General features: G+C 62.3%; 15 protein-coding genes and 1 tRNA gene. 6 read left to right on the top strand and 10 right to left on the bottom strand.

All coding sequences use genetic code 11. From position 1 onward, the window contains the following. The first annotated feature begins 473 nt into the window (after positions 1–473). Positions 474–1,094 carry a sulfotransferase family protein gene (locus MGEO_RS09145; RefSeq protein ID WP_198948097.1) on the top strand — a complete coding sequence of 207 codons (621 nt, stop codon included), beginning with the start codon at positions 474–476 and terminating at the stop codon, positions 1,092–1,094. 14 nt (positions 1,095–1,108) lie between these two features. On the opposite strand, the gene MGEO_RS09140 is transcribed toward MGEO_RS09145, so the two are convergent. The 4 genes from MGEO_RS09140 to MGEO_RS09125 are packed head-to-tail and all read right to left on the bottom strand — an operon-like array spanning position 1,109 to position 5,353. Next, the gene (locus MGEO_RS09140; RefSeq protein WP_085636414.1) at positions 1,109–2,317 is read right to left on the bottom strand and encodes a beta-ketoacyl-[acyl-carrier-protein] synthase family protein; all 1,209 of its coding nucleotides are present in this window, start codon (positions 2,315–2,317) and stop codon (positions 1,109–1,111) included. 6 nt (positions 2,318–2,323) lie between these two features. After that, positions 2,324–2,584 (bottom strand): acyl carrier protein, encoded by a 261-nt coding sequence (locus tag MGEO_RS09135; protein ID WP_085636413.1) that lies wholly within the window; start codon positions 2,582–2,584, stop codon positions 2,324–2,326. 36 nt (positions 2,585–2,620) lie between these two features. Further along, the gene (gene lpxD / locus MGEO_RS09130; protein ID WP_085636412.1) at positions 2,621–3,712 is read right to left on the bottom strand and encodes a UDP-3-O-(3-hydroxymyristoyl)glucosamine N-acyltransferase; all 1,092 of its coding nucleotides are present in this window, start codon (positions 3,710–3,712) and stop codon (positions 2,621–2,623) included. A 30-nt stretch (positions 3,713–3,742) separates the two neighbouring features. Beyond that, positions 3,743–5,353 (bottom strand): L,D-transpeptidase family protein, encoded by a 1,611-nt coding sequence (locus MGEO_RS09125; protein ID WP_085636480.1) that lies wholly within the window; start codon positions 5,351–5,353, stop codon positions 3,743–3,745. 344 nt (positions 5,354–5,697) lie between these two features. Here MGEO_RS09125 and MGEO_RS09120 point away from each other — a divergent pair, with 344 nt between their 5' ends. Next, positions 5,698–6,267, top strand: coding sequence for a YcbK family protein (locus MGEO_RS09120; protein WP_085636411.1), 570 nt, complete (start codon positions 5,698–5,700; stop codon positions 6,265–6,267). Positions 6,268–6,351: 84 nt separating this feature from the next. Here the strand turns inward: MGEO_RS09120 and MGEO_RS09115 are convergent, their stop codons facing one another. The 5 genes from MGEO_RS09115 to MGEO_RS09095 all read right to left on the bottom strand — a co-directional run bounded on the left by MGEO_RS09115 (position 6,352) and on the right by MGEO_RS09095 (position 12,920). After that, positions 6,352–8,307 carry an autotransporter domain-containing protein gene (locus MGEO_RS09115; protein WP_143746258.1) on the bottom strand — a complete coding sequence of 652 codons (1,956 nt, stop codon included), beginning with the start codon at positions 8,305–8,307 and terminating at the stop codon, positions 6,352–6,354. 449 nt (positions 8,308–8,756) lie between these two features. Beyond that, positions 8,757–8,833: transfer RNA gene (locus MGEO_RS09110), tRNA-Arg, on the bottom strand. A 123-nt stretch (positions 8,834–8,956) separates the two neighbouring features. Then, complete coding sequence (locus tag MGEO_RS09105; protein WP_085636409.1) at positions 8,957–11,107, bottom strand: malate synthase G; 2,151 nt, start codon at positions 11,105–11,107, stop codon at positions 8,957–8,959. Between the two features lie 146 nt (positions 11,108–11,253). Beyond that, entirely contained in the window at positions 11,254–11,403 is a 150-nt protein-coding gene (locus MGEO_RS09100; protein WP_085636408.1) for a DUF2256 domain-containing protein, read from the bottom strand. Further along, positions 11,403–12,920, bottom strand: a complete 1,518-nt coding sequence (locus MGEO_RS09095) for an FAD-binding domain-containing protein (RefSeq protein WP_085636407.1) — start codon at positions 12,918–12,920, stop codon at positions 11,403–11,405. Before MGEO_RS09095 ends, MGEO_RS09100 begins: the two co-directional genes overlap by 1 nt. A 117-nt stretch (positions 12,921–13,037) precedes the next feature. On the opposite strand from MGEO_RS09095, the gene pepN reads away from it, so the two are divergent. From pepN to MGEO_RS09080, 3 genes are all read left to right on the top strand, one after another. Then, positions 13,038–15,587: an aminopeptidase N gene (pepN, locus tag MGEO_RS09090; protein ID WP_085636406.1), complete on the top strand. Its 2,550-nt coding sequence runs from the start codon at positions 13,038–13,040 to the stop codon at positions 15,585–15,587. Positions 15,588–15,590: 3 nt separating this feature from the next. Beyond that, positions 15,591–16,031, top strand: a complete 441-nt coding sequence (locus MGEO_RS09085; RefSeq protein WP_085636405.1) for a cytochrome P450 family protein — start codon at positions 15,591–15,593, stop codon at positions 16,029–16,031. A 162-nt stretch (positions 16,032–16,193) separates the two neighbouring features. After that, positions 16,194–17,054 (top strand): 1-acyl-sn-glycerol-3-phosphate acyltransferase, encoded by an 861-nt coding sequence (locus tag MGEO_RS09080; RefSeq protein WP_085636404.1) that lies wholly within the window; start codon positions 16,194–16,196, stop codon positions 17,052–17,054. 44 nt (positions 17,055–17,098) lie between these two features. On the opposite strand, the gene MGEO_RS09075 is transcribed toward MGEO_RS09080, so the two are convergent. Next, positions 17,099–17,746, bottom strand: coding sequence for a lytic transglycosylase domain-containing protein (locus MGEO_RS09075; RefSeq protein WP_233139785.1), 648 nt, complete (start codon positions 17,744–17,746; stop codon positions 17,099–17,101). A 290-nt stretch (positions 17,747–18,036) separates the two neighbouring features. On the opposite strand from MGEO_RS09075, the gene MGEO_RS09070 reads away from it, so the two are divergent. Next, the gene (locus tag MGEO_RS09070; protein WP_085636403.1) at positions 18,037–19,281 is read left to right on the top strand and encodes a hypothetical protein; all 1,245 of its coding nucleotides are present in this window, start codon (positions 18,037–18,039) and stop codon (positions 19,279–19,281) included. Positions 19,282–19,295: the final 14 nt, after the last annotated feature.

Raw genomic sequence — 19,295 nt, 5'->3', positions numbered from 1 at the left:
GTTTCACGAAAGTGCAATGGGGCGCGATGGCAGGCGCGCGCCAGTGTCATCCTCGGGCGTGACCCGAGGATGTTTGAGGATTGAGGCCCTCGGGGCTTCGCCCGAGGATGACGGTATGCGGAGAAGAAGCGGCGCCGCCCTTTGGGCCTGACGGTTCTCTCATCTGTCGGGGTCTCCCCCCGCGACCTGTGCCCCGCTGGGGCCTTCGTGAAACCGGTTTCTCATGGTCGCCCCGTTTGGGGATCAAGAGAGTGTCAGTTCATGGTGTCGCGGCATGGGAGTGATCCTTCCCGCTCGATGCGCATCGTGGGCGAGGGTATGCGGTGTCAGGCGTTAAGGATTTGGAAAGCCTGCGTACGTTGGACACGGCTTACGCCGAATAACACACAGCAGCGCTATCAAGAACCGTGACAGCCCAAAGAGAGTCATGCAGGGTTTGACCTAAGCACATAATCATTTGGAGCGGTGCAAACATGGCTTTGGACATAATCGGCGCAGGTTTTGGGCGGACCGGCACGGAGTCGATGAAACGCGCACTTGAAATCTTGGGCTACGGCCCGTGCTACCACATGTACGAGGTCATCCCGAACAAAGACCGGTTCGAGATGTGGCAAGGCATCTATGACGGGACCGTCACGCCGGATTGGGACGCGGTGTTCGACGGATTCAGGGCCACTGTGGATTGGCCGGCGGCCCGCTACTGGCGCGAATTGGCAGCCCATTTTCCCGACACAAAGATCCTGTTGACCTATCGCGATGCGGAAAGCTGGTACGCCAGTATGGAAAAGACCATTCTTACCTTTCTTCGCGATCCGGAAAAAACCGAAGGCATGGCGCCTCGGCTCCGGAACACTGTTTTTGAAGGAGATGTCTCCGACAAGGACCACGTGATCGCAGTTTACAATCGGAATGTTGCTGACGTGCAAAGCGCGTTTGGACCGGAGCGTTTGCTGACCTATCAGCTTGGATCGGGTTGGGAACCACTTTGCCGATTTCTCGACGTGGACATTCCCGAGGTGCCGTATCCCAGCGGCAATGAAAGTGCCAGCTTCCACCAAAAGGACCAAGAGTTGTCAAAAGCGCGGAAGGCGTGATCGCGCCTGCCGCCCTACACCCCTCGCAGGGCAAGCACGGAATTCAGCCCACCGAAGGCAAAGGCATTGGATAGCGCGACATCGACCTTCGCCTCGCGGGCCTCGTTCGGCACGACATCCAGCGCACATTCGGGGTCCGGTTCCTCGTAGCCGATGGTGGGCGCGATCACCCCGTCGCGCAGGGCCATAATGCAGGCCAGAAGCTCGATCGCGCCGGTGCCACCGATGCAATGGCCGTGCATCGACTTGGTGGACGAAATCATCAGCCGGTCGGCATGTGCCCCGAACACATCCGCCACCGCCGCACATTCGGTCTTGTCGTTCGCCGCAGTGCCGGTGCCGTGGGCGTTGATGTAGCCCACATCCTGCGGGTTGAGCTTGGCATCATGCAGCGCCCCGGCGATGGCGCGCGCGGCGCCGTTCTTGGATGGCATCACGATGTCGGAGGCATCCGAGGTCATTGCAAAGCCCACGACCTCAGCCAGAATCTCGGCTCCGCGTTTGCGGGCGTGGTCGTAGTCTTCGAACACGAAGACGCCTGCCCCTTCGCCCTGCACCATGCCGTTGCGGTTGGCGCTGAAGGGACGGCAGGCGTCTTTGGACATGACGCGCAGCCCTTCCCACGCCTTCACGCCGCCGAAGCACAGCATCGATTCCGACCCGCCGGTGATCATCACCGGGGCGAGACCGCCATGCACCATCTGGAACGCCTGGCTCATGGCGTGGTTGGACGAGGCGCAAGCGGTAGAGACGGTGAAGGACGGGCCTTTGAGGTTGAACTCCATCGACACATGGGAGGCAGCGGCGTTGTTCATCAGCTTGGGCACGACAAACGGATGGACCCGGTTCTTTCCCTCTTCGTAAACGCTTCGGTAATTCTCATCGAGCGTGGTCATGCCGCCGCCGGAATTGCCGAGGACCACACCGGACTTGGCGGCCAGTTCACCCGAGAATTCCAGCCCCGCCTGTGCCAGTGCCTCGCGGGCGGCGATGAGGGTGAACTGGGTGAAGCGGTCGTAGAGCGACAATTGCTGACGGTTGAAATGGGCGGTCTCGTCGAACTCGTGGACCTGCGCGCCGATCTGGATCGACAGGCGCTCCACGTCCTGAAACGCCAGTTGGCCAATTCCGCAGCGCCCTTCGCGCATCGCCTCCAGCGTGTCGGGTACGGTCAGCCCCAGCGCGTTGACGGTGCCCGCCCCGGTGATGACCACGCGCTTCATGGCTGCTTACGCCTTTTGCCGGGCGATCAGCCCCTCGACCCCGGCGACAACGGTCTGCACCGACGAGATGTCGAAATCGCTCTTTTCCGGCTCGTTGGCGTTGAACGGAACCTCAATCTCGAATTCTTCCTCAAGCGCGAAGATGCATTCCACGAGGCCCATGCTGTCGATCCCCAGATCCTGCATCGTATCGGTCAGCGCCACGTCCGACGGTTCAATCATCGCCTGTTCCGCAATGATCCGGATCACCCGGTCTTCCACGGTCATATGCGCACCCCAGAGGTCGTTACGTCTGCGGGTGATTTAGTCGCTCGGGTCGGGCTTTGAAACCGATTTTTTGAGGTTTGCCACATCCGCCATCAGGCGCGGCAGGCGGCGGAGCTGGCGGTAAAGGTCAAGTTGCGTGTCCATCTTCATCGCCGGATAGCCCAGCATCACCCGACCGGCGGGAACGTTGGAAAGCACCTTGGTTGCGCCGCCGGTGATGGCGTTGTCGCCGATGAACAGGTTGTCGCTGACCCCGGTCTGACCGCCCAGCACCACGTTGTTGCCGATGCGGCACGAGCCGGCGATACCGACCTGCGCGCAGATCAGGCAGTCATTGCCGATCACCACGTTGTGGCCCACCTGTGCGAGGTTGTCGAACTTGCAGCCATTGCCGATCCGCGTGTCGCGAACAGTGCCACGGTCGATACAGCTGTTGGCCCCAAGCTCGACATCGTCGCCGACAGTGACGCTGCCCAGAGAATGGATGCGGGCATAGCTTTGCGCTGTGGCCCCGCCCTGATCCCCCAGCGTTTCACGGACCTTCTCGGCGGCCGAAGGTTCCGGTGTGACGAATGAGAACCCGTCCGCACCGATGCTGGCCCCGAAATGGGCGATAAATCGATCACCAATGGTGACGGAATGGCCGATCTTCACGCCGGGATGCAGCAGAGCGCCCTGCCCGATTGTCGTGTTCTGCCCGATGAAGACCTGCGCGCCGATCACCGATCCCGCGCCGATGGTCACGCCCGGCCCGATCACCGCGAAGGGACCGACAGAGACATCGTCGGCCAGGTTGGCGGTGGGGTCGATCGCTGCGCTGGGGTGGCGTTCGGGCGCATAACCTGCGCCGGGGTCCATCATCGCGGACAGACCGGACATTGCGTAGCGGGGGCGTGGCGCCAGCAGGGCTGCGCGCAGGCCCAGCGCCTTCCAGTCCGCCCCGTCCCAGAGCATCGCCGCGCGCGCCTGCCCCTCGGGCAGCTGCTCTGCGAATTCGGGCTTCATGGCCAATGCAAGATCGTCCGGCCCGGCATCTGCGGGTTCTGCCACCGCTGATACTGTCAACGCGGTCTCGCCTTCGGCGCGCACGCCAAGGGCATCCGCGATCTGCGCAATGGTAAAGGACATGGGAAGCCTCCGGCCTGATTGGCCAGAGGTTTAGCTGCGAATTCCGCCGATCTCCACCCCTGCCGCGCTAAGCGCATTCCAAAGGGCCGCATCGCGCCCATAGACGTCGCGGCGGAACTGGGTATGCCCTTTGGCGTGGGTAAAGGCGGTACGGTAAATCAGGTGAACCGGAACCGGTTCGTCGAGATTGACCCGCGTCTCGCTGCCCGACCGCAGGCGCGACTGGAAGAACCCGACCGGATCATCGGTCTGCCGCGCCAGAAGCGCATAGGCAAAGTCATGCGGATCGTTCAGGCGTACACAGCCGTGGCTGTAGGTGCGGACCTCGCGCGAAAACAGGGATTTCGCAGGTGTATCATGCAGATAGATGTTGTATTTGTTGGGGAACATGAACTTCACGGTGCCCAGCGCATTGCGCGGACCCGGCGGCTGGCGCATGGCGAATGGGAAGCTGTTTCCCGAATACCGTGCGAAGCTCTGATTGCGGCTGACGACACGGCCCCGACTGTCGGTGATCTGGAGATGCGAGACCGCTCCGGGATTGCTGCGCAGCTTTGGCAGGTATTCCTTCACGATGATCGAGCGCGGCACGTACCAGCTCGGATTGATCACCATATGGTCCATCTCGTCGGAAAACTCTGGCGTCTGGCGGTCGCTGTCCTGATGCCCCACGACCGAGCGCGTCTCAAAAGTCAGCTTTCCGTGATCGAAGATGCGCGCGTTGAAATCGGTCAGGTTGACGAGGATATGCCGCTCGCCCAGCCCGTCAGGCAGGTTCAGCCAGCGCTCCCGCTCCATCGCGACCATCACCGATTTCAGCCGGTCCTGCGGTGTCGCGTTGATCTGTGTGAGTGTTTCGCCCCCAGTCACACCATCGACCGTAAGACCGTGGTCCTCCTGAAACTGGCGGACGGCGTCGATCATCGCGCTGTCGTACCGGGCGGTCACGGTGCGGTCGAGATAGCCCATCGCGATCAGTCGGTTGCGCAGGGCAACGACCCCTGCCCCGGTATCGCCGGGTTCGAACTTGCCCGACGGCACGGGCGCACCCCACCCGCCATGAGCGATGGTGTGCTCAAGCCGCATCTTCGCTTTCATGAGGCGGGCGTATTCGTGCGACTGCGGGGCCAGCGTGGCGAGAAAGGCCCGTGGTGAGTCAGACAGCAGCCCGTCGAGGTAGTACGACGCGTCACGACGCGGGATTTCCCGCACGATCGAGCTGACGACGCTGCGCGGTTTTTCGATCACACCGGTCTGAAGGTCCCGTGCAAAGTCGAGATAAAGCTCGGTCAGCGCAACTTCGAGTGCGCCCCGTTCAAAACCGCTGCGGACCGATGCCATCTGCGACAGCAGCGCGTCCGAGTTGTATTTCGCGGTTGGAAGCCCGTGATGACGTGCCATGCCAAGAGCTTCGAGAAGCGCCGTGCGCCGTTCGAGATCGGCCTCTGTCCCACCCGTCCAGATCGGTTCGAACCCACGCGCCCGGTAGAATGCGGCGACCTGATCATCCCCCGACACGTTCTCGGCCACGGCCTGCTGAAACGCAGTCACCTGCACGGCGGTCGCGGGCTTTGAAGCCACGAAACTGGCCGCTGCAATCGCAAGCAGGGCAACGCTGCGAAGAAGCGTCGGTCGGGTCATCAAACAGTCTCCTTGAAACACCACAGGATCAACGCGTGGGAGGCGCATTTTGTTCACATCGTCAAGAACGCCAAATTGGGTGTCCATTCACAAAAAGGTTTAATTTGAATTTTCCAAATCCGATGCGGCTTCGCTGCACCGCAACTTGGAGGTGTAGCGTAAGTTTAACACAATTTTTCAGATTAAGCAGGAATCTGCCGAAAATACTTGAACTGAAAGTTTTTTCGGAACTTTAGGTTTTTTTGAGATTCGTCTTGTGTCATAGTCCCCGACATCAGGCATTCGGCAGACCACGTAACAGCGTGGACTCAAGGCAAAGTGAAAAACGGGACAGGCACTTCACAATGACTGACATGGTATCTGGCGGCTTCACGCGTCGCGGACTGTTGGTTGCGTTTGCAGCAACTGCGGTCGCGGCAGCGCCCACCTACTCCAATGCGGCAGGGTTCCTGCGTGGAGGTGGCGATATCCGGCGGATCAGGATGTACTCGGGCCGGACCGGTGAACGGATCGACATGATCTACTGGATCGAAGGCGATTACATCAAAGACGCCGTGAAAGAGATTCACCACTTCATGCGCGACTGGCGCACCAATGACGTGAAATCCATCGACCTGCGCACCATCGATATCATGGCAGCAGCGCATAACATGATGGATGTTTCCGAACCCTACATGCTTCTGAGCGGCTATCGCAGCCCGAAAACCAATGCCATGCTGCGCTCGCGCAGTTCTGGCGTTGCAAAGAATTCCCTGCACCTCAAGGGTCAGGCGGCCGACCTCCGGCTCAGCTCCCGGTCCGTAAACCAGATGGCGCGCGCCGCCGCTGCCTGCAAGGCGGGCGGCGTTGGCCGCTACTCCGGGTCGAACTTCGTTCACATGGATTGCGGCCCGGTCCGCAGCTGGGGCCGGTAACCGGTTCATTGTACAAACAAAAAGGCCGCCCTTGCAGGCGGCCTTTCTTTTTGCGCAACGGCCCGCGGCCAGATGCGGATCTGATCAGAAGGTCATCTTGTACGTGACGGCCCCGGTGTAGCCGCGCGACCCGTCCAGACCGATCGAGCTTGTCCCGGTGACACTCAGGAACGCGCCCGAGCCGAATTCCTTGACCACCGACCCCGAGATGTAGCCCCAGGTCTGGTCCGGCCGCGGCGCGGAGACCGTACCAAGCGTGTCGGAATCCGGACCAAGCGACACTTCAAGCGGATCGTCGTTGAAATCATGCTCGACCGAGCCGCGCATATTGAAGATCCAGCCATCCATGTTGGACGGAGCAAAGATCGCTGAAAGGCCGGCGGTGATGCGGCTCGATTCATATTCGGTGTCACCGAAAGACAGGCTCGCCGCGCCGTCCGATTCCGTGAACCCGTCGATCGAGACCTTCTCCCATGTGTAATGGGCGAAGGGGTTCAGGCGCACCTGATCATTCAGCGAATAGAGCGCGCCGCCGCCAACGCGGGCGAAGCGGTAGCTGCCTTCGGTGTCGGCCGTGTAACGTTCCGTCGCCGGCCCGAGCGCAAAGCTGCGGGTGATGTCATCGACGTTGATGGTCCCCGCCCCGAAGGCCGCGTTCACGTAGTATTTCTGAGACAGAGCCACCTGGCCGAAAACAACGCCGACCATAAGGTTGCTGTCGAACCCGCCCACGTCATTGTCGAAATCCACATCGCCCTGATCAAGGCTGAGACCGGCGCCGATGGTGGCGTTGGGCGCAATAGCAATGTCCGCACCAAGCTTCAGCACCTTGGTCCGGCCTTCCAGACCCGGTGTCACCTGTTGCGCATCGCCTTCGTAACTGCCGAAATCGAGGCTGGCATAGACATCGACCTCGCCCACCTCGCGCCGCCGCGCGTTGCCGTTTTCATCGGTGACGCGCAGAACGGTCGGGTTCATCCGGTTTTCGATGGACAGGCCATGCTGACGCAGCGCGGTCATGGTGGCGACGGAGATCGCGCCCGTCTGGGTCGCCGCCTGAAGCCCGGCAAAAGCGGCCTGACCGAACAGCTCGTGCGCCGAGGTTGTCGGGTGTACGCCATCGGCGAAGACGCGGGCTTCGCTGTCGGCGCTGGCGTTCAATCCCTGCAGACAGCCGAGCGAGGAATCCGGGCACGCTGGGACCACCGCCGCGTTTGGCGCGGTGAAGCCGTATTTGGCTGGATCCGCCTGAATCGTACCCAGGAGTTTCTGACTGTCCACGATCACCGCGCGGTCTCCAATCGAGGCCAGAAGCGTCTGGTTGAACGCATCGGTCAGCGCGGTCTGCAATCCGGCACCCTGCGGGCCGGACGATATGCCAAAGGGCGTCGCGCCGATATCCGGCACGGTGACAACGATCACCGACTCGGCGCCAGCGACGCGCACCCGATCGACCAACCCGACCAGCTCGATCGCGGCCTGAGACATGTTCGCCGCCGCATCCTGCGGGCTGATCGCCGCCGCGCCCACACCGGCGGCCTGGGCGAAGACGTCATTCGCTCCGCCCCAGAGGATCACCAGATCGTTTTCGCCCAGTTCAGGACGGTCGGCCAGCATCCGGTCCACCTGTTCCGTGAGCGACCGCGTGGTGATGCCGGTGGCCGGGCTGAAACCGATCCCTGCCGGATCGGTCACGCGCGAGCCACCTTCGGCATAGATCGTGCCTCCAAGGCCCACCTCGTCCTGCCCGGCAATCGGCACCGCAGAATAGACGTTCGGCCCGAGGCTCAGCCCCAGCTGCTGCCCGAGGAATTCGCCGTAGGTCAGCGACGACCCGTCCGGCACATTCGTCAGGAACTTGTAATTGATGACCGGAAGCTGCCCCTGCCCCGAAGCAATGATCGACTGCGAATAGGTTCCTGCGTCACTCAGCGAGTCGCCGATGATGAACAGGTCGTCAAAGCGCAGCTCCTCGGCTGCCGCGACGGTGGCAAGGCCCGTCAGGACCGTACTCGCCCAAGCGATTTTCTTGATGTTCACGTACAAACCTCCCAAATGGCCGTTGGCGGCCCGAACTGATTGCGGGCATGGAATGGAATTGACCCAAGGTCAGTCAATGTCAAATTGCGCCCGTTCTGCGGGTTTTGCGCCGTTAGAGCCCATTCTGCCGCAACGTCGTTTGATCTGATGTGGCTGTTTCGTGTGCTTGCGGGACATCGGTTCGAACCTTTCCCAAACCATGTGCGCATGAAACCAGCGGTTTCCCGACTCCCGGCGTGCCGTGTCCGCCAGCGTCTCGGATACTTGCGGAAAGATGACCAGGCTGGCGCAAACATCCCCGTCGCAATGCCATGATCACGCGGCCCCGGCCGGTACGCGATGCGCGAATTTGAGTGCCGCTGGCCACCGTGCGTTGCCCTCAACCCCGATCATTCCCGCTCGGCGCGGGTTGGATCGCCGGTTTGTGTTGGATCTAACCTGTTGAGACATGGCGCACCCGAGAGGATTCGAACCTCTGGCCTCTGCCTTCGGAGGGCAGCGCTCTATCCAGCTGAGCTACGGGTGCCTGACGCCTCTATACGCAGAAGGGTTTGGGGGCGCAAATGCAAATGTGGCCCGGGAAAGCGGTTTTCGCCGGGCCACGATGCGTTGACGCATCGTGCGTTTCGGTTGACCGAAACGCGCCGTCTCAGCTGGCGGCTTTCAGTTCCAGACGGCGTTGGTGCAGGACCGGCTCGGTATAGCCCGAGGGTTGCACACGGCCGTCAAAGACCAGATCGCAGGCGGCCTTGAACGCGATTGTACTGAAGCCCGGCGCCATCGGCGTATAGGCCGGATCGCCTGCGTTCTGTTCGTCCACAACTACCGCCATGCGCTGCAGAATCTCCATTACCTCGTCCTTCGACACCACGTCATGGTGCAGCCAGTTGGCGATGTGCTGGGCGCTGATGCGGCAGGTGGCGCGGTCTTCCATGAGGCCCACGTTGTTGATGTCCGGCACCTTGGAGCAGCCGACACCCTGATCGACCCAGCGCACCACGTAGCCAAGGATGCCCTGTGCGTTGTTCTCGACCTCGCGTGTGATCTGGTCTTTCGACCATTTCTGGAATGCCGCCAGCGGAATATCGAGGATCGTGTCCACATGCGCGCGGCGGCCGCCCTTGCGCAGTTTGTCCTGCACCGCAAACACATCGACCTTGTGATAGTGCAGCGCGTGCAGCGTGGCAGCGGTCGGCGACGGCACCCAGGCGCAGTTGGCGCCGGATTTCGGGTGCTCGATCTTCTGCTCGAGCATCGCCGCCATCATGTCGGGCATGGCCCACATGCCTTTGCCGATCTGCGCCTTGCCACTGAGACCACATTCAAGGCCGATATCCACGTTGCGGTTTTCGTAGCCGCCGATCCAGGCCTTGCGCTTGATGAAGTCCTTGCGGCTGAACGGACCCGCTTCCATCGAAGTGTGGATCTCATCGCCGGTGCGGTCGAGGAAGCCGGTGTTGATGAAGGCAACCCGGTGCTTGGCGGCGCGGATGCACTGCTTGAGGTTCACCGACGTGCGGCGCTCCTCGTCCATGATGCCCAGTTTGACGGTGTATTGCGGCAGGCCCAGCGCCTTTTCGACAAAGGTGAAGACCTCGTCGGCAAACGCCACTTCGTCCGGCCCGTGCATCTTGGGTTTCACCACGTAGACCGACCCATTGACCGAGTTGCGCGCGCCGCTCGTCTTGGACAGGTCATGTTTCGCGATGAGCGTGGTGATCATCGCGTCCATCAGGCCTTCGTAAATTTCGGACCCGTCCTTGAGCAGGATCGCCGGGTTCGTCATCAGGTGGCCCACATTGCGCACCAGCATCAGCGCGCGGCCCTTGATCGTCACCTCGCCCTTTCCGTCCGGCGATGTGTAGCTCAGATCGGGGTTGAGCGCGCGGGTGACGGTCTTGCCGCCCTTTTCAAACGTGTCGGCCAGATCGCCCTTCATCAGGCCAAGCCAGTTGGCATAAGCCAGCGCCTTGTCCTCGGCATCGACGCAGGCGACCGAATCTTCGCAATCCATGATCGCGGACACGGCGCTTTCGAGGCGCACATCGGCCAGACCCGCCTGATCTCGGCTGCCGATGAAATGGGTGCGATCAAACACCAGTTCGACATGCAGCCCGTTGTTGCGCAGCAGCACCGCGTCGGGCGCTTTCGGGTGGCCTTTGTAGCCGATGAACTTTTCGGGCTGCGCGAGCGGCATGTCATCGATCAGCAGCGCGCCGTTATGGACGTAATACCGCCGCACGTCGGCATGGCTGCCCCCGTCGATCGGGAATGCCTCGTCCAGGAACACGCGGGCACGCGCAACAACGCGGGCGCCTCGGCCCTTGTCGTATCCGCCCTTGGGTGCGGGTGTGCCCATCGCGTCGGTGCCGTAGAACCCGTCATACAGGCTGCCCCAGCGGGCATTTGCGGCGTTCAGGGCATACCGGGCATTGGTGATCGGCACCACAAGCTGCGGGCCGGGCACGGATGCGATCTCGGGGTCGGTGTTGGCGGTTTCGATCTCGAAATCATCGCCTTCATCCAACAGGTAGCCGATTTCCGACAGGAATGCCTTGTAGGCTTCGTGGTCGTGCGGATGGTTGCGGTGGCGGATGTGCCATTCGTCGATCTTGGTCTGAAGGTCGTCGCGGATCTTGAGCAGGTCTGTGTTTCTGGGGCCGAACTCATGCGCGAGCGTCGAGAGCGCCTCCCAGAAGGCATCGGCCTCAACACCGGTGCCGGGCAGCGCCTGCCCTTCGATGAAGTCAAAAAGCGTTTGATCGATCTGCAATCCGTGGCGGTCGATGCGCGTGCCCATGTCCGTCTTCCCTCACTGTATACGGTGGTACTCAATTAGAAAGAAAGTTTCCGATCCGCAACAGGGCTGGTCAGATTATCTGACCAAAAAGGGTGCGTTTGGGAAATTTTGATAATCGGCGCGCACCGTTCGGCACCTCTTGAAACTCATGCTTTGCTTTTGGACCTGCGGCATCGGTCCGAGCAGTATTTCACCTCGTCCCAGACTTTTTCCCACTTCTTGCGCCATGTGAACGGCAGGCCACAGGTGGCGCAGGTCTTGGTCGGCAGATCGGATTTCTTGCGCTGTTTGGGCACTACAGGTCCAGTTTCAGTTGTGCATGATCGGGTGTCTTGCGGCGCGGTTTGCGCGGGGTACGGTCATTGACGAAATGCCCGGCACCGTCTTTGCGGCTGGCATGTTTGTGGATCACGCGCTGCGTTTCAGACCGGTCGACACTGCGGCGCATGGAGAAGATGCGGTCACGCGCGGCGCGGGCGGCTTCGGCGACGTCGATGATCGGCATCGGGTAGGTCTTGCCCAGCACCTGCCCTGCCCCGTCCCATGTCCAGGGCGTTTGCAGATGCCTGTCCGGCACATCTGCCAGTTCCGGCAGCCAGCGGCGGGTAAACACGCCCGTCGGATCCTGATCGGCGCCCTGCTTGATCGGGTTGTAGATGCGCGGTGTGTTGATGCCCGTGGTGCCCGATTGCATCTGCATCTGGGACCAATGGATGCCCGGTTCGTAATCGGTGAACATCCGCGCCAGGTACGGCCCGGTACTGCGCCAGTCGAGCCAGAGGTGATAGCTCGCCACGCTCGCCACCATCGCCCGCATCCGGAAATTGAGCCACCCGGTGGCACGCAGCGACCGCATGCAGGCGTCAAGGAAGGGCAGCCCGGTTTCGCCGTTTTGCCATGCCGTCAGACGGCTGTGGTCCGGCTCCAGTGGGCGCATCCCTTCATAGGCGCGGTGCAGGCAGCGGTGTTCCAAAGCGGGTTCATCCTCCAGCTTCTGCATGAAGTGATCGCGCCATGCGAGGCGGGACTGGAACGACTTGAGGCTCCCGGCCCAACCATTCCGCGGCCCGCCTTTGACCTCGCGCTGTCGGGCAGCGGTGGCCTGCACCACCTCGCGGATCGTGAGAGTGCCCAGCGCCAGATGCGGGCTGAGGCGGGAACAGGCGGCAGCACCTTCCAGCGGTGAGGACATGTCTTTGCGATAGGTCCGGCCGCGCTCGGTCAGGAACCCGCCCAGCAGCGACAGAGCCTGGTCCCGGCCACCCGGTTGCCTGTCCGGACAGCGGTCAGGTGCGCAAAGCGTCGGGATCGGGTCTGACGGCAGGTCGCAGGGCGGCAACGCCTTTGGAGCCTGGGTCTGAGCCTGCGCCATAAAGGCGTTGCGCTGTCCGGCCCAACCGTCACGCCCGCGCAGGCGGCGCACGACACCCGATTGCGGCAGTTCCGTCCATCGAACGCCCTGCCCACGCGCCCAGGCGGCAACCCGCTTGTCGCGGGTAAAGGTCCAGGCGTTGCCGGTTTCCTCGTGACTGACCAGATGGTCGAATTTTACCGTTTGGTATAAGTCCTGAAACACCTGCACCGCGTCCCCCACGCGGATCACCAGATCGCTGCCCAAACCCCGCAACGCGGTTTGCAGATCGGCCAGACTTTCCTGCAAAAAAGCAAACTGCCGACCAGAGGTGTCCTGCAGCGTCCAATAGTCCGGCTCCACGATGTAGAGCGGCACAACATGGTCATCCCTCGCGGCAAGGGCCAGCGCCGGGTGGTCGTGGATGCGCAGGTCGCGTTTGAACCAGAGGATTGTCGTCATGCCTGCACATCTAGGCAGCGCACCGAGCGCGACCAGTGGCGCGAACCCGTTTCCCTTCTTCCAAAACGCGGCGTAGGTATTACCTCAACCCGCAATGACACAGTTCCGGAGCACCCGATGAAAGATGCAGCGCCCAAGACGATCTACCTCAAGGACTACACGCCGTTCGGCTATGTGGTGGAGAGTGTTCACCTGACCTTTCGTCTGGCGCCGACCGCCACGAGGGTGATCAGCCGAATTGCGTTTGCGCCGAACCCGGATGCATCGGATAGGACGTTTTTCCTGCATGGCGAAGAGCTTTCCCTGATCTGGGCGAAGATCGATGGGCAAGACGTGACGCCTGACCTGACCGACGAGGGGCTGCGCTGCACCGTGCCGGACACGCCTTTCGTGTGGGAGGCCGAGGTCGAGATCAGCCCGCAGACCAACACCGCGCTGGAGGGGCTTTACATTTCGAACGGCATGTATTGCACCCAGTGCGAGGCGGAAGGGTTCCGCAAAATCACCTACTATCCCGACCGCCCAGACGTGATGAGCACCTTCATCGTACGGATCGAGGGTGAAGAAAAGGTGAAGCTGTCCAATGGCAATCCGGCGGGCAGCGGCGAGGGCTGGGCCGAATGGCACGACCCGTGGCCGAAACCGGCCTATCTCTTTGCGCTGGTGGCCGGCGATCTGGTGAACCATCCCGACAGCTTCACCACCATGTCCGGCAAGCAGGTCGAACTGAACATCTGGGTCCGCCCGGGGGATGTGGACAAGTGCGCCTTCGGGATGGAAGCTCTCAAGAAATCAATGACTTGGGATGAAGAGGTTTACGGGCGCGAATACGATCTCGACATCTTCAACATCGTGGCTGTCGACGATTTCAACATGGGCGCGATGGAGAACAAGGGGCTCAACGTCTTCAACTCCTCCTGCGTTCTGGCCTCGCCCGAAACCTCGACCGATATGAATTTCGAAAGAATTGAAGCGATTATTGCGCATGAGTATTTCCACAACTGGACGGGCAACCGGATCACGTGCCGCGACTGGTTCCAGCTTTGCCTGAAGGAAGGCCTGACGGTGTTCCGCGATGCGCAGTTCACCGCCGATATGCGATCGGAACCGGTGAAACGGATCAGCGACGTGATCGATCTGCGCGCGCGGCAGTTCCCTGAGGATCAGGGCCCGCTGAGCCATCCGGTGCGGCCGGAGAGTTTTCAGGAAATTAACAATTTCTACACCGCCACGGTCTACGAAAAGGGTGCCGAGGTGATCGGCATGCTCAAAACGCTGGTCGGTGACGATGCTTATATACGTGCTCTTGATCTCTATTTCGACCGCCATGATGGTCAGGCCTGCACCATCGAGGACTGGCTGCGCGTTTTCGAGGATGCTACGGGCCGCGACCTTGCCCAGTTCAAGCTGTGGTATTCGCAATCCGGCACCCCGCGTGTGGCCGTGTCGGAGGATTGGGCGGACGGGGTCTATACCCTGACATTCAAACAGCACACACCACCGACCCCCGGTCAGGATGTGAAAGGCCCCAAAGTCATTCCGATTGCCGTGGGCCTTCTCAACCCGAATGGCGACGAGGTGGTGCCGACGCAGGTTCTGGAGATGACGCAGGCCGAACAGAGCTTCCGCTTTGACGGGCTTGCCAGCAGACCGGTGCCGTCGATCCTGCGCGGTTTCTCTGCACCTGTCGTGCTCGAGCGGGAAGTCAGCCGCGAGGAACGCGCGTTTCTGCTGGCGCATGACACGGATGAATTCAACCGCTGGGAGGCGAGCCGAAATCTCGCGCGCGACTGCCTCGTGACAATGATCCGCGATGGCGCGGGTCCGGACACCGCGTGGCTCGACGGGCTGGAGCGGGTGGTGCGGGACGACACACTTGATCCGGCCTTCCGGGCGCTGATGCTGTCTCTGCCGACACAATCGGAAATGGCGCAGGTGCTGTTCGAAATGGGTTCGACGCCCGACCCCGATGCGATCTGGCAGGCCGCCGAAGACCTGCGCGGGCACATGGCCGAGGCCTGGCGCGGCTTCCTGCCCGAGTTACGGGCATCCGTCGCGGTGGATGCGCCCTATCTGCCCGACGCCGACCAGTCGGGCAAGCGGTCGCTGGGGTCGGCCCTGCTGGCCCTGCAGACGCGACTGGACGATGGCGCGGCGGCACAGGCGCAGTATGATGCGGCGGACAACATGACGCTACAGCTGTCGGCGTTGTCGCACCTCATTTCGGCGGGCAAGGGCGACGCGGCGATCAAGGCGTTCGAGACCCAATGGCACCATGATCGGCTGGTCATGGACAAATGGTTCGGGCTTCAGGTCGGGATGGCAAAACCGGATGTTGCGGTCGATGTGGCCGAAGGTCTGGTGGAGCATCCGGCCTTCGACATGGGCAACCCCAACCGCTTCCGCGCGGTGATGGGCGGGTTCGCGATGAACCATGCCGGGTTCCACCGCAAGGACGGCGCGGGCTACGCGTTCCTTGCCGACTGGCTGATCCGGCTCGACGACAAGAACCCGCAGACCACGGCCCGCATGTGTTCGGTGTTCCAGACGTGGAAACGCTACGACGCAGATCGTCAGGCGCTGATCCGCACACAGTTGGAACGGATCAAGGCCAAGCCGAAGCTGAGCCGCGACACCGACGAGATGGTCAGCCGCATCCTTGGCTGAGCCGTGGTCCGCGACCGCGCGCCCTATCTCGACCACCGGATCAGCGCCCGTCGACCGCGGGCCCTGATCGCGATCGGTCTTTTCTGGCTGGGCGCGGCGCTGTTCCGGGCAGCGGACGCGATGTGGTGGGTTCCGGTTGCCCTGATCGGCGTGTCTCTGCCCGCCTGCCTAGAAGCGCTGCGCAACGACACCACCCGCCTGACGCTTGGGCCGGACGATCTGACCTGGCACAGCAGGCGGCACTCAGGGCAGCTTGCCCTGTCGGATATCGATTATGTGCGGTTCGATACGCGTATGGACCTGGCGGTGAATGCGCGGCTGCATCTGCGGGATGGCTCTGTGATGCGTCTGCCGATCGAGGTCGTCCCACCCTACAAGGTGTTTTGCGCCGCGCTTGATGACGCGGGACTGCGCCACGAGCGGCACCATTTTGGATTTCTCTGATCCTGCGGTAGACTGGGAACCGGCGCGTGTTTGCCTGCGTTATGCCGAAACTGGCATGACATTGCGCAAAACAACCCGCGCCGGACATCCGACTTGCCTCCCTGCGCGGGATGCTTTGCGCTTGTCATGCCATTGTCACGCTGCTCTGTCAGGAGAAGCCGCATGAGAGACCGGATAGACCCGCTGATCGAGGACCGCGCGCCCTGGCTGTTTCGCCCGACGCTGGCCGCAGGCATGGCGCGCCCGGTGCTGAATGCGGTGCTGGGATATGACCGGACCGTTGCGCTGGCCGAAGATATCGGCAACCTGCCCGCGCTCGACATCATGGATGTCATGGCCGACCGGCTGGCCCGGCGGGTGTCGGTTTCTGGCGCCGGACATATTCCAGGCCATGGCGCGGCGCTGATCGTCGCGAACCATCCCACAGGAATCGCGGACGGGATCATCCTGCACGAAGTGCTGCGGCGGGTGCGGCGGGACGCCTATTACTTTGCGAACCACGACATCCTGAAGGTGATCCCACAGTTGTCTGACATCATCGCTCCGGTCGAGTGGCGCAAGGACCGACGCAGCCATGCCAAGACCCGCGAGACCATGGTGTTTGCGCGGCAGGCCGTGAAGGCGGGGCGGATTGGCGTGATCTTTCCCTCGGGACGTCTGGCCAAACGGCGTGGGACGCGGTTGCATGAACGGCCCTGGATGGCCTCGGCGGCGATGCTGGCGCGCAAGTTCGATCTGCCGGTGATTCCGATTCATCTGCAGGCCCGCAACTCCGCGCTGTTCTACCTGTTCGATGCGGTCCATCCGACGCTGCGGGACATCACCCTGTTCCACGAAACCCTGAACAAACACCGCCAACCCTACGAGATCCGCGTCGGTGAACCGATTTCTCCGAAGGCCCTGCCGGAAAACTCGGAGGACGGGATCGCGCTGCTGCGCAGAGCCACGCTGGCTCTGGGTGAGGCGCGGACAGAAGGCGTGTCTCTTTGGGATGCATCGCGGCGCCGCCCGCGTGGCGCCTGACGGCGACGCGCAATCGTCCGGCTGAAATCCAAGACTGCTTGCTGTCACTCGCCCCGGGTGGAGACCACACCTTCCCACGGGCTGCGTTCAGGCTCGGGGCGCGCCACCGGACGCAGGGATCGAGCCAGCCCCGCGCAATAGGGCTGCGCGCGTGTCCACTTCATCATGTCCGTCCGCTTGGTCCGGCTGTGGAACGGGCCCCAATCCGCAGCGACGCCGCGCATTCCGGCAGACACGACACCATCACGCGGCACCGTCACGGCCATGATCCGCAGCGCGCATTGCAGGTTGGCCGCGCCGTTCTTGAGCGCATCGCGCGACTGCGCGTTGCACCGGTAACCGCGGGCCGTCGCAGGCAGGATCTGAAGCAGACTGTACCATTTGCCTCCGCCACCCACCGCCGTTGGGCGATAGGTGCTTTCGTGTTTCGCCAGTGTCGAGAGAAGACCGATCCAGAACGCCTCGCGACCGGACGTGTCATTGGTGACATAGGCCGGACACCAGTCGGTGATGTCCTTTGGCACCATGCGGGGCAGCACGCTTGCGTGGCTGCGCAATGCGGTCAACGCCGCGCGCGACCAGCGGTCCGCCTCGCTCCGGTGGCTCCAGCGCATCTCGGGAAGAGGTGTGTAGGTGCGCGCCACGGGTCTCAGCGACTCCGACAGCGCGGCGGTTGATTGACCGTCAACCATTGTGGCAGGCGTTGCGGAAACGGCTCCTGCGAGACCCATTACAAACACCGCCACGCCTATGATCCCCCAGCGTGACACCGGGCGTGTATTTCCGAAAAATTCTAGAAAATCAAGAAAAAGCGGGAGGGCGCGACCGGCCATCGGCGGAGAGTCGCGCGAATCCGCCTATTGCCCAGATTGCCCGGCGGCGCATTGCCAACGCCCACAGATTACCCCTCTGAAATCGTTTTGACGCCCGAATTGCGACACGTTTTTCCACGATACCCAAAGCATCACATTCGCGACGACCGGTGACCGCACCGATTCAACTGAAGGCTTTTCCGATGCCCGTTCTGGACAACCTGACAACCCTGATCAGAAAGGCCCGCGCGCTTCACGATGCGCCGCATCCGAATGGCCCGGTTCTCAACATCGAGGCCCTGAAGGCGACACCGAAACTGACCTTGCCTGTCAAACCGTCAAGCGAGGAGGAAGACCTGCATCACGCCCTGTTCGAATCCGGGCTCTACCTTGCCCGTCAGGATGCCTGGGCAACCCTGGGCGAACGGATCCGGGCAGCCGACGCGGCCCGCGCGATGACACCTGGCGGCGTTCCCGAGGCGGAAATCCTTGCCGAGGGGGCGCGCGCCGATGCGATCACGGCGGCCACACGCGCTGTCAACGCCGGCGATGAACTGGGCGCGGTGTCGATCATGAACGACATGCATCTGGTGCTGGATGAAACCCCCGGCGATCATGGCGTGGCCTATGTAGTGGCGATGGCGCATATCGATATTGGCTGGGCGTGGCGCGGCGAAGGCTGGCGCCAGGACATTCCCGCCGCCCACCGCGCGGCCTTCTTCCGTCACTTCAAGAGCGCCAGCGACCTGATTGACCGGTTCGATGCGTTTGAACTGGATTCCCCCATGCTGGCCGCTGCCCGCTGTGCGCTGCTGGCCGCCGAGACCCGCCCCCGCACCCGGGCCAGCGACGATTACGAAGACCTCATCGATCTTGCTCCCTGCATGGCCAAATACATGCGCGCTCTGGGAAATCACATGCTGCCGCGGTGGTTCGGAAGCTATGAGCGGCTTGATCACGAAGCGCGCCGGACGATGGAGCGGACGGCCGATGTCTGGGGTCGCGGTGGATATTCCTGGACCTATCTCGATGCGCTGCTTGTGGATGACGAAGCGTTTGCACTGCTCGACGCGGATCTGTTCTGCGCCGGACTGCGCGATATTCTGAGCCGTCAGACCGATCAGCACACGGCAAATGTCTTGGCGGCCTATACAGGCACCGCTCTGGAACCCGAGGGGGTGAATGTCGAAGCACGGGCGCGGATTGCCGATTGTTTCGACTGGATCGTGACCGATCATCTGCGCGAAGTGCATCCGCGCGTCTGGTATGCCGCCAAGGGGGTCTGGGCGACCCGGCTTGACGATCAGGATCGCCTGACCAAGGGTCGCCAGCGGGCGTCAACGGCGCTGGACCGACATGCACGCGGGCTGCCCCCGGTCACCGCCCCAGCTGCGCGGGACACGTCCGGCAGCTAAACCGGCCTCCAACC

Source organism: Marivita geojedonensis (genome assembly GCF_002115805.1).
Classification (GTDB): Bacteria; Pseudomonadota; Alphaproteobacteria; order Rhodobacterales; family Rhodobacteraceae; genus Marivita; species Marivita geojedonensis.
Note: the sequence above shows the minus strand (reverse complement) of the source record. Positions and strands in the feature narration are given on the sequence as shown.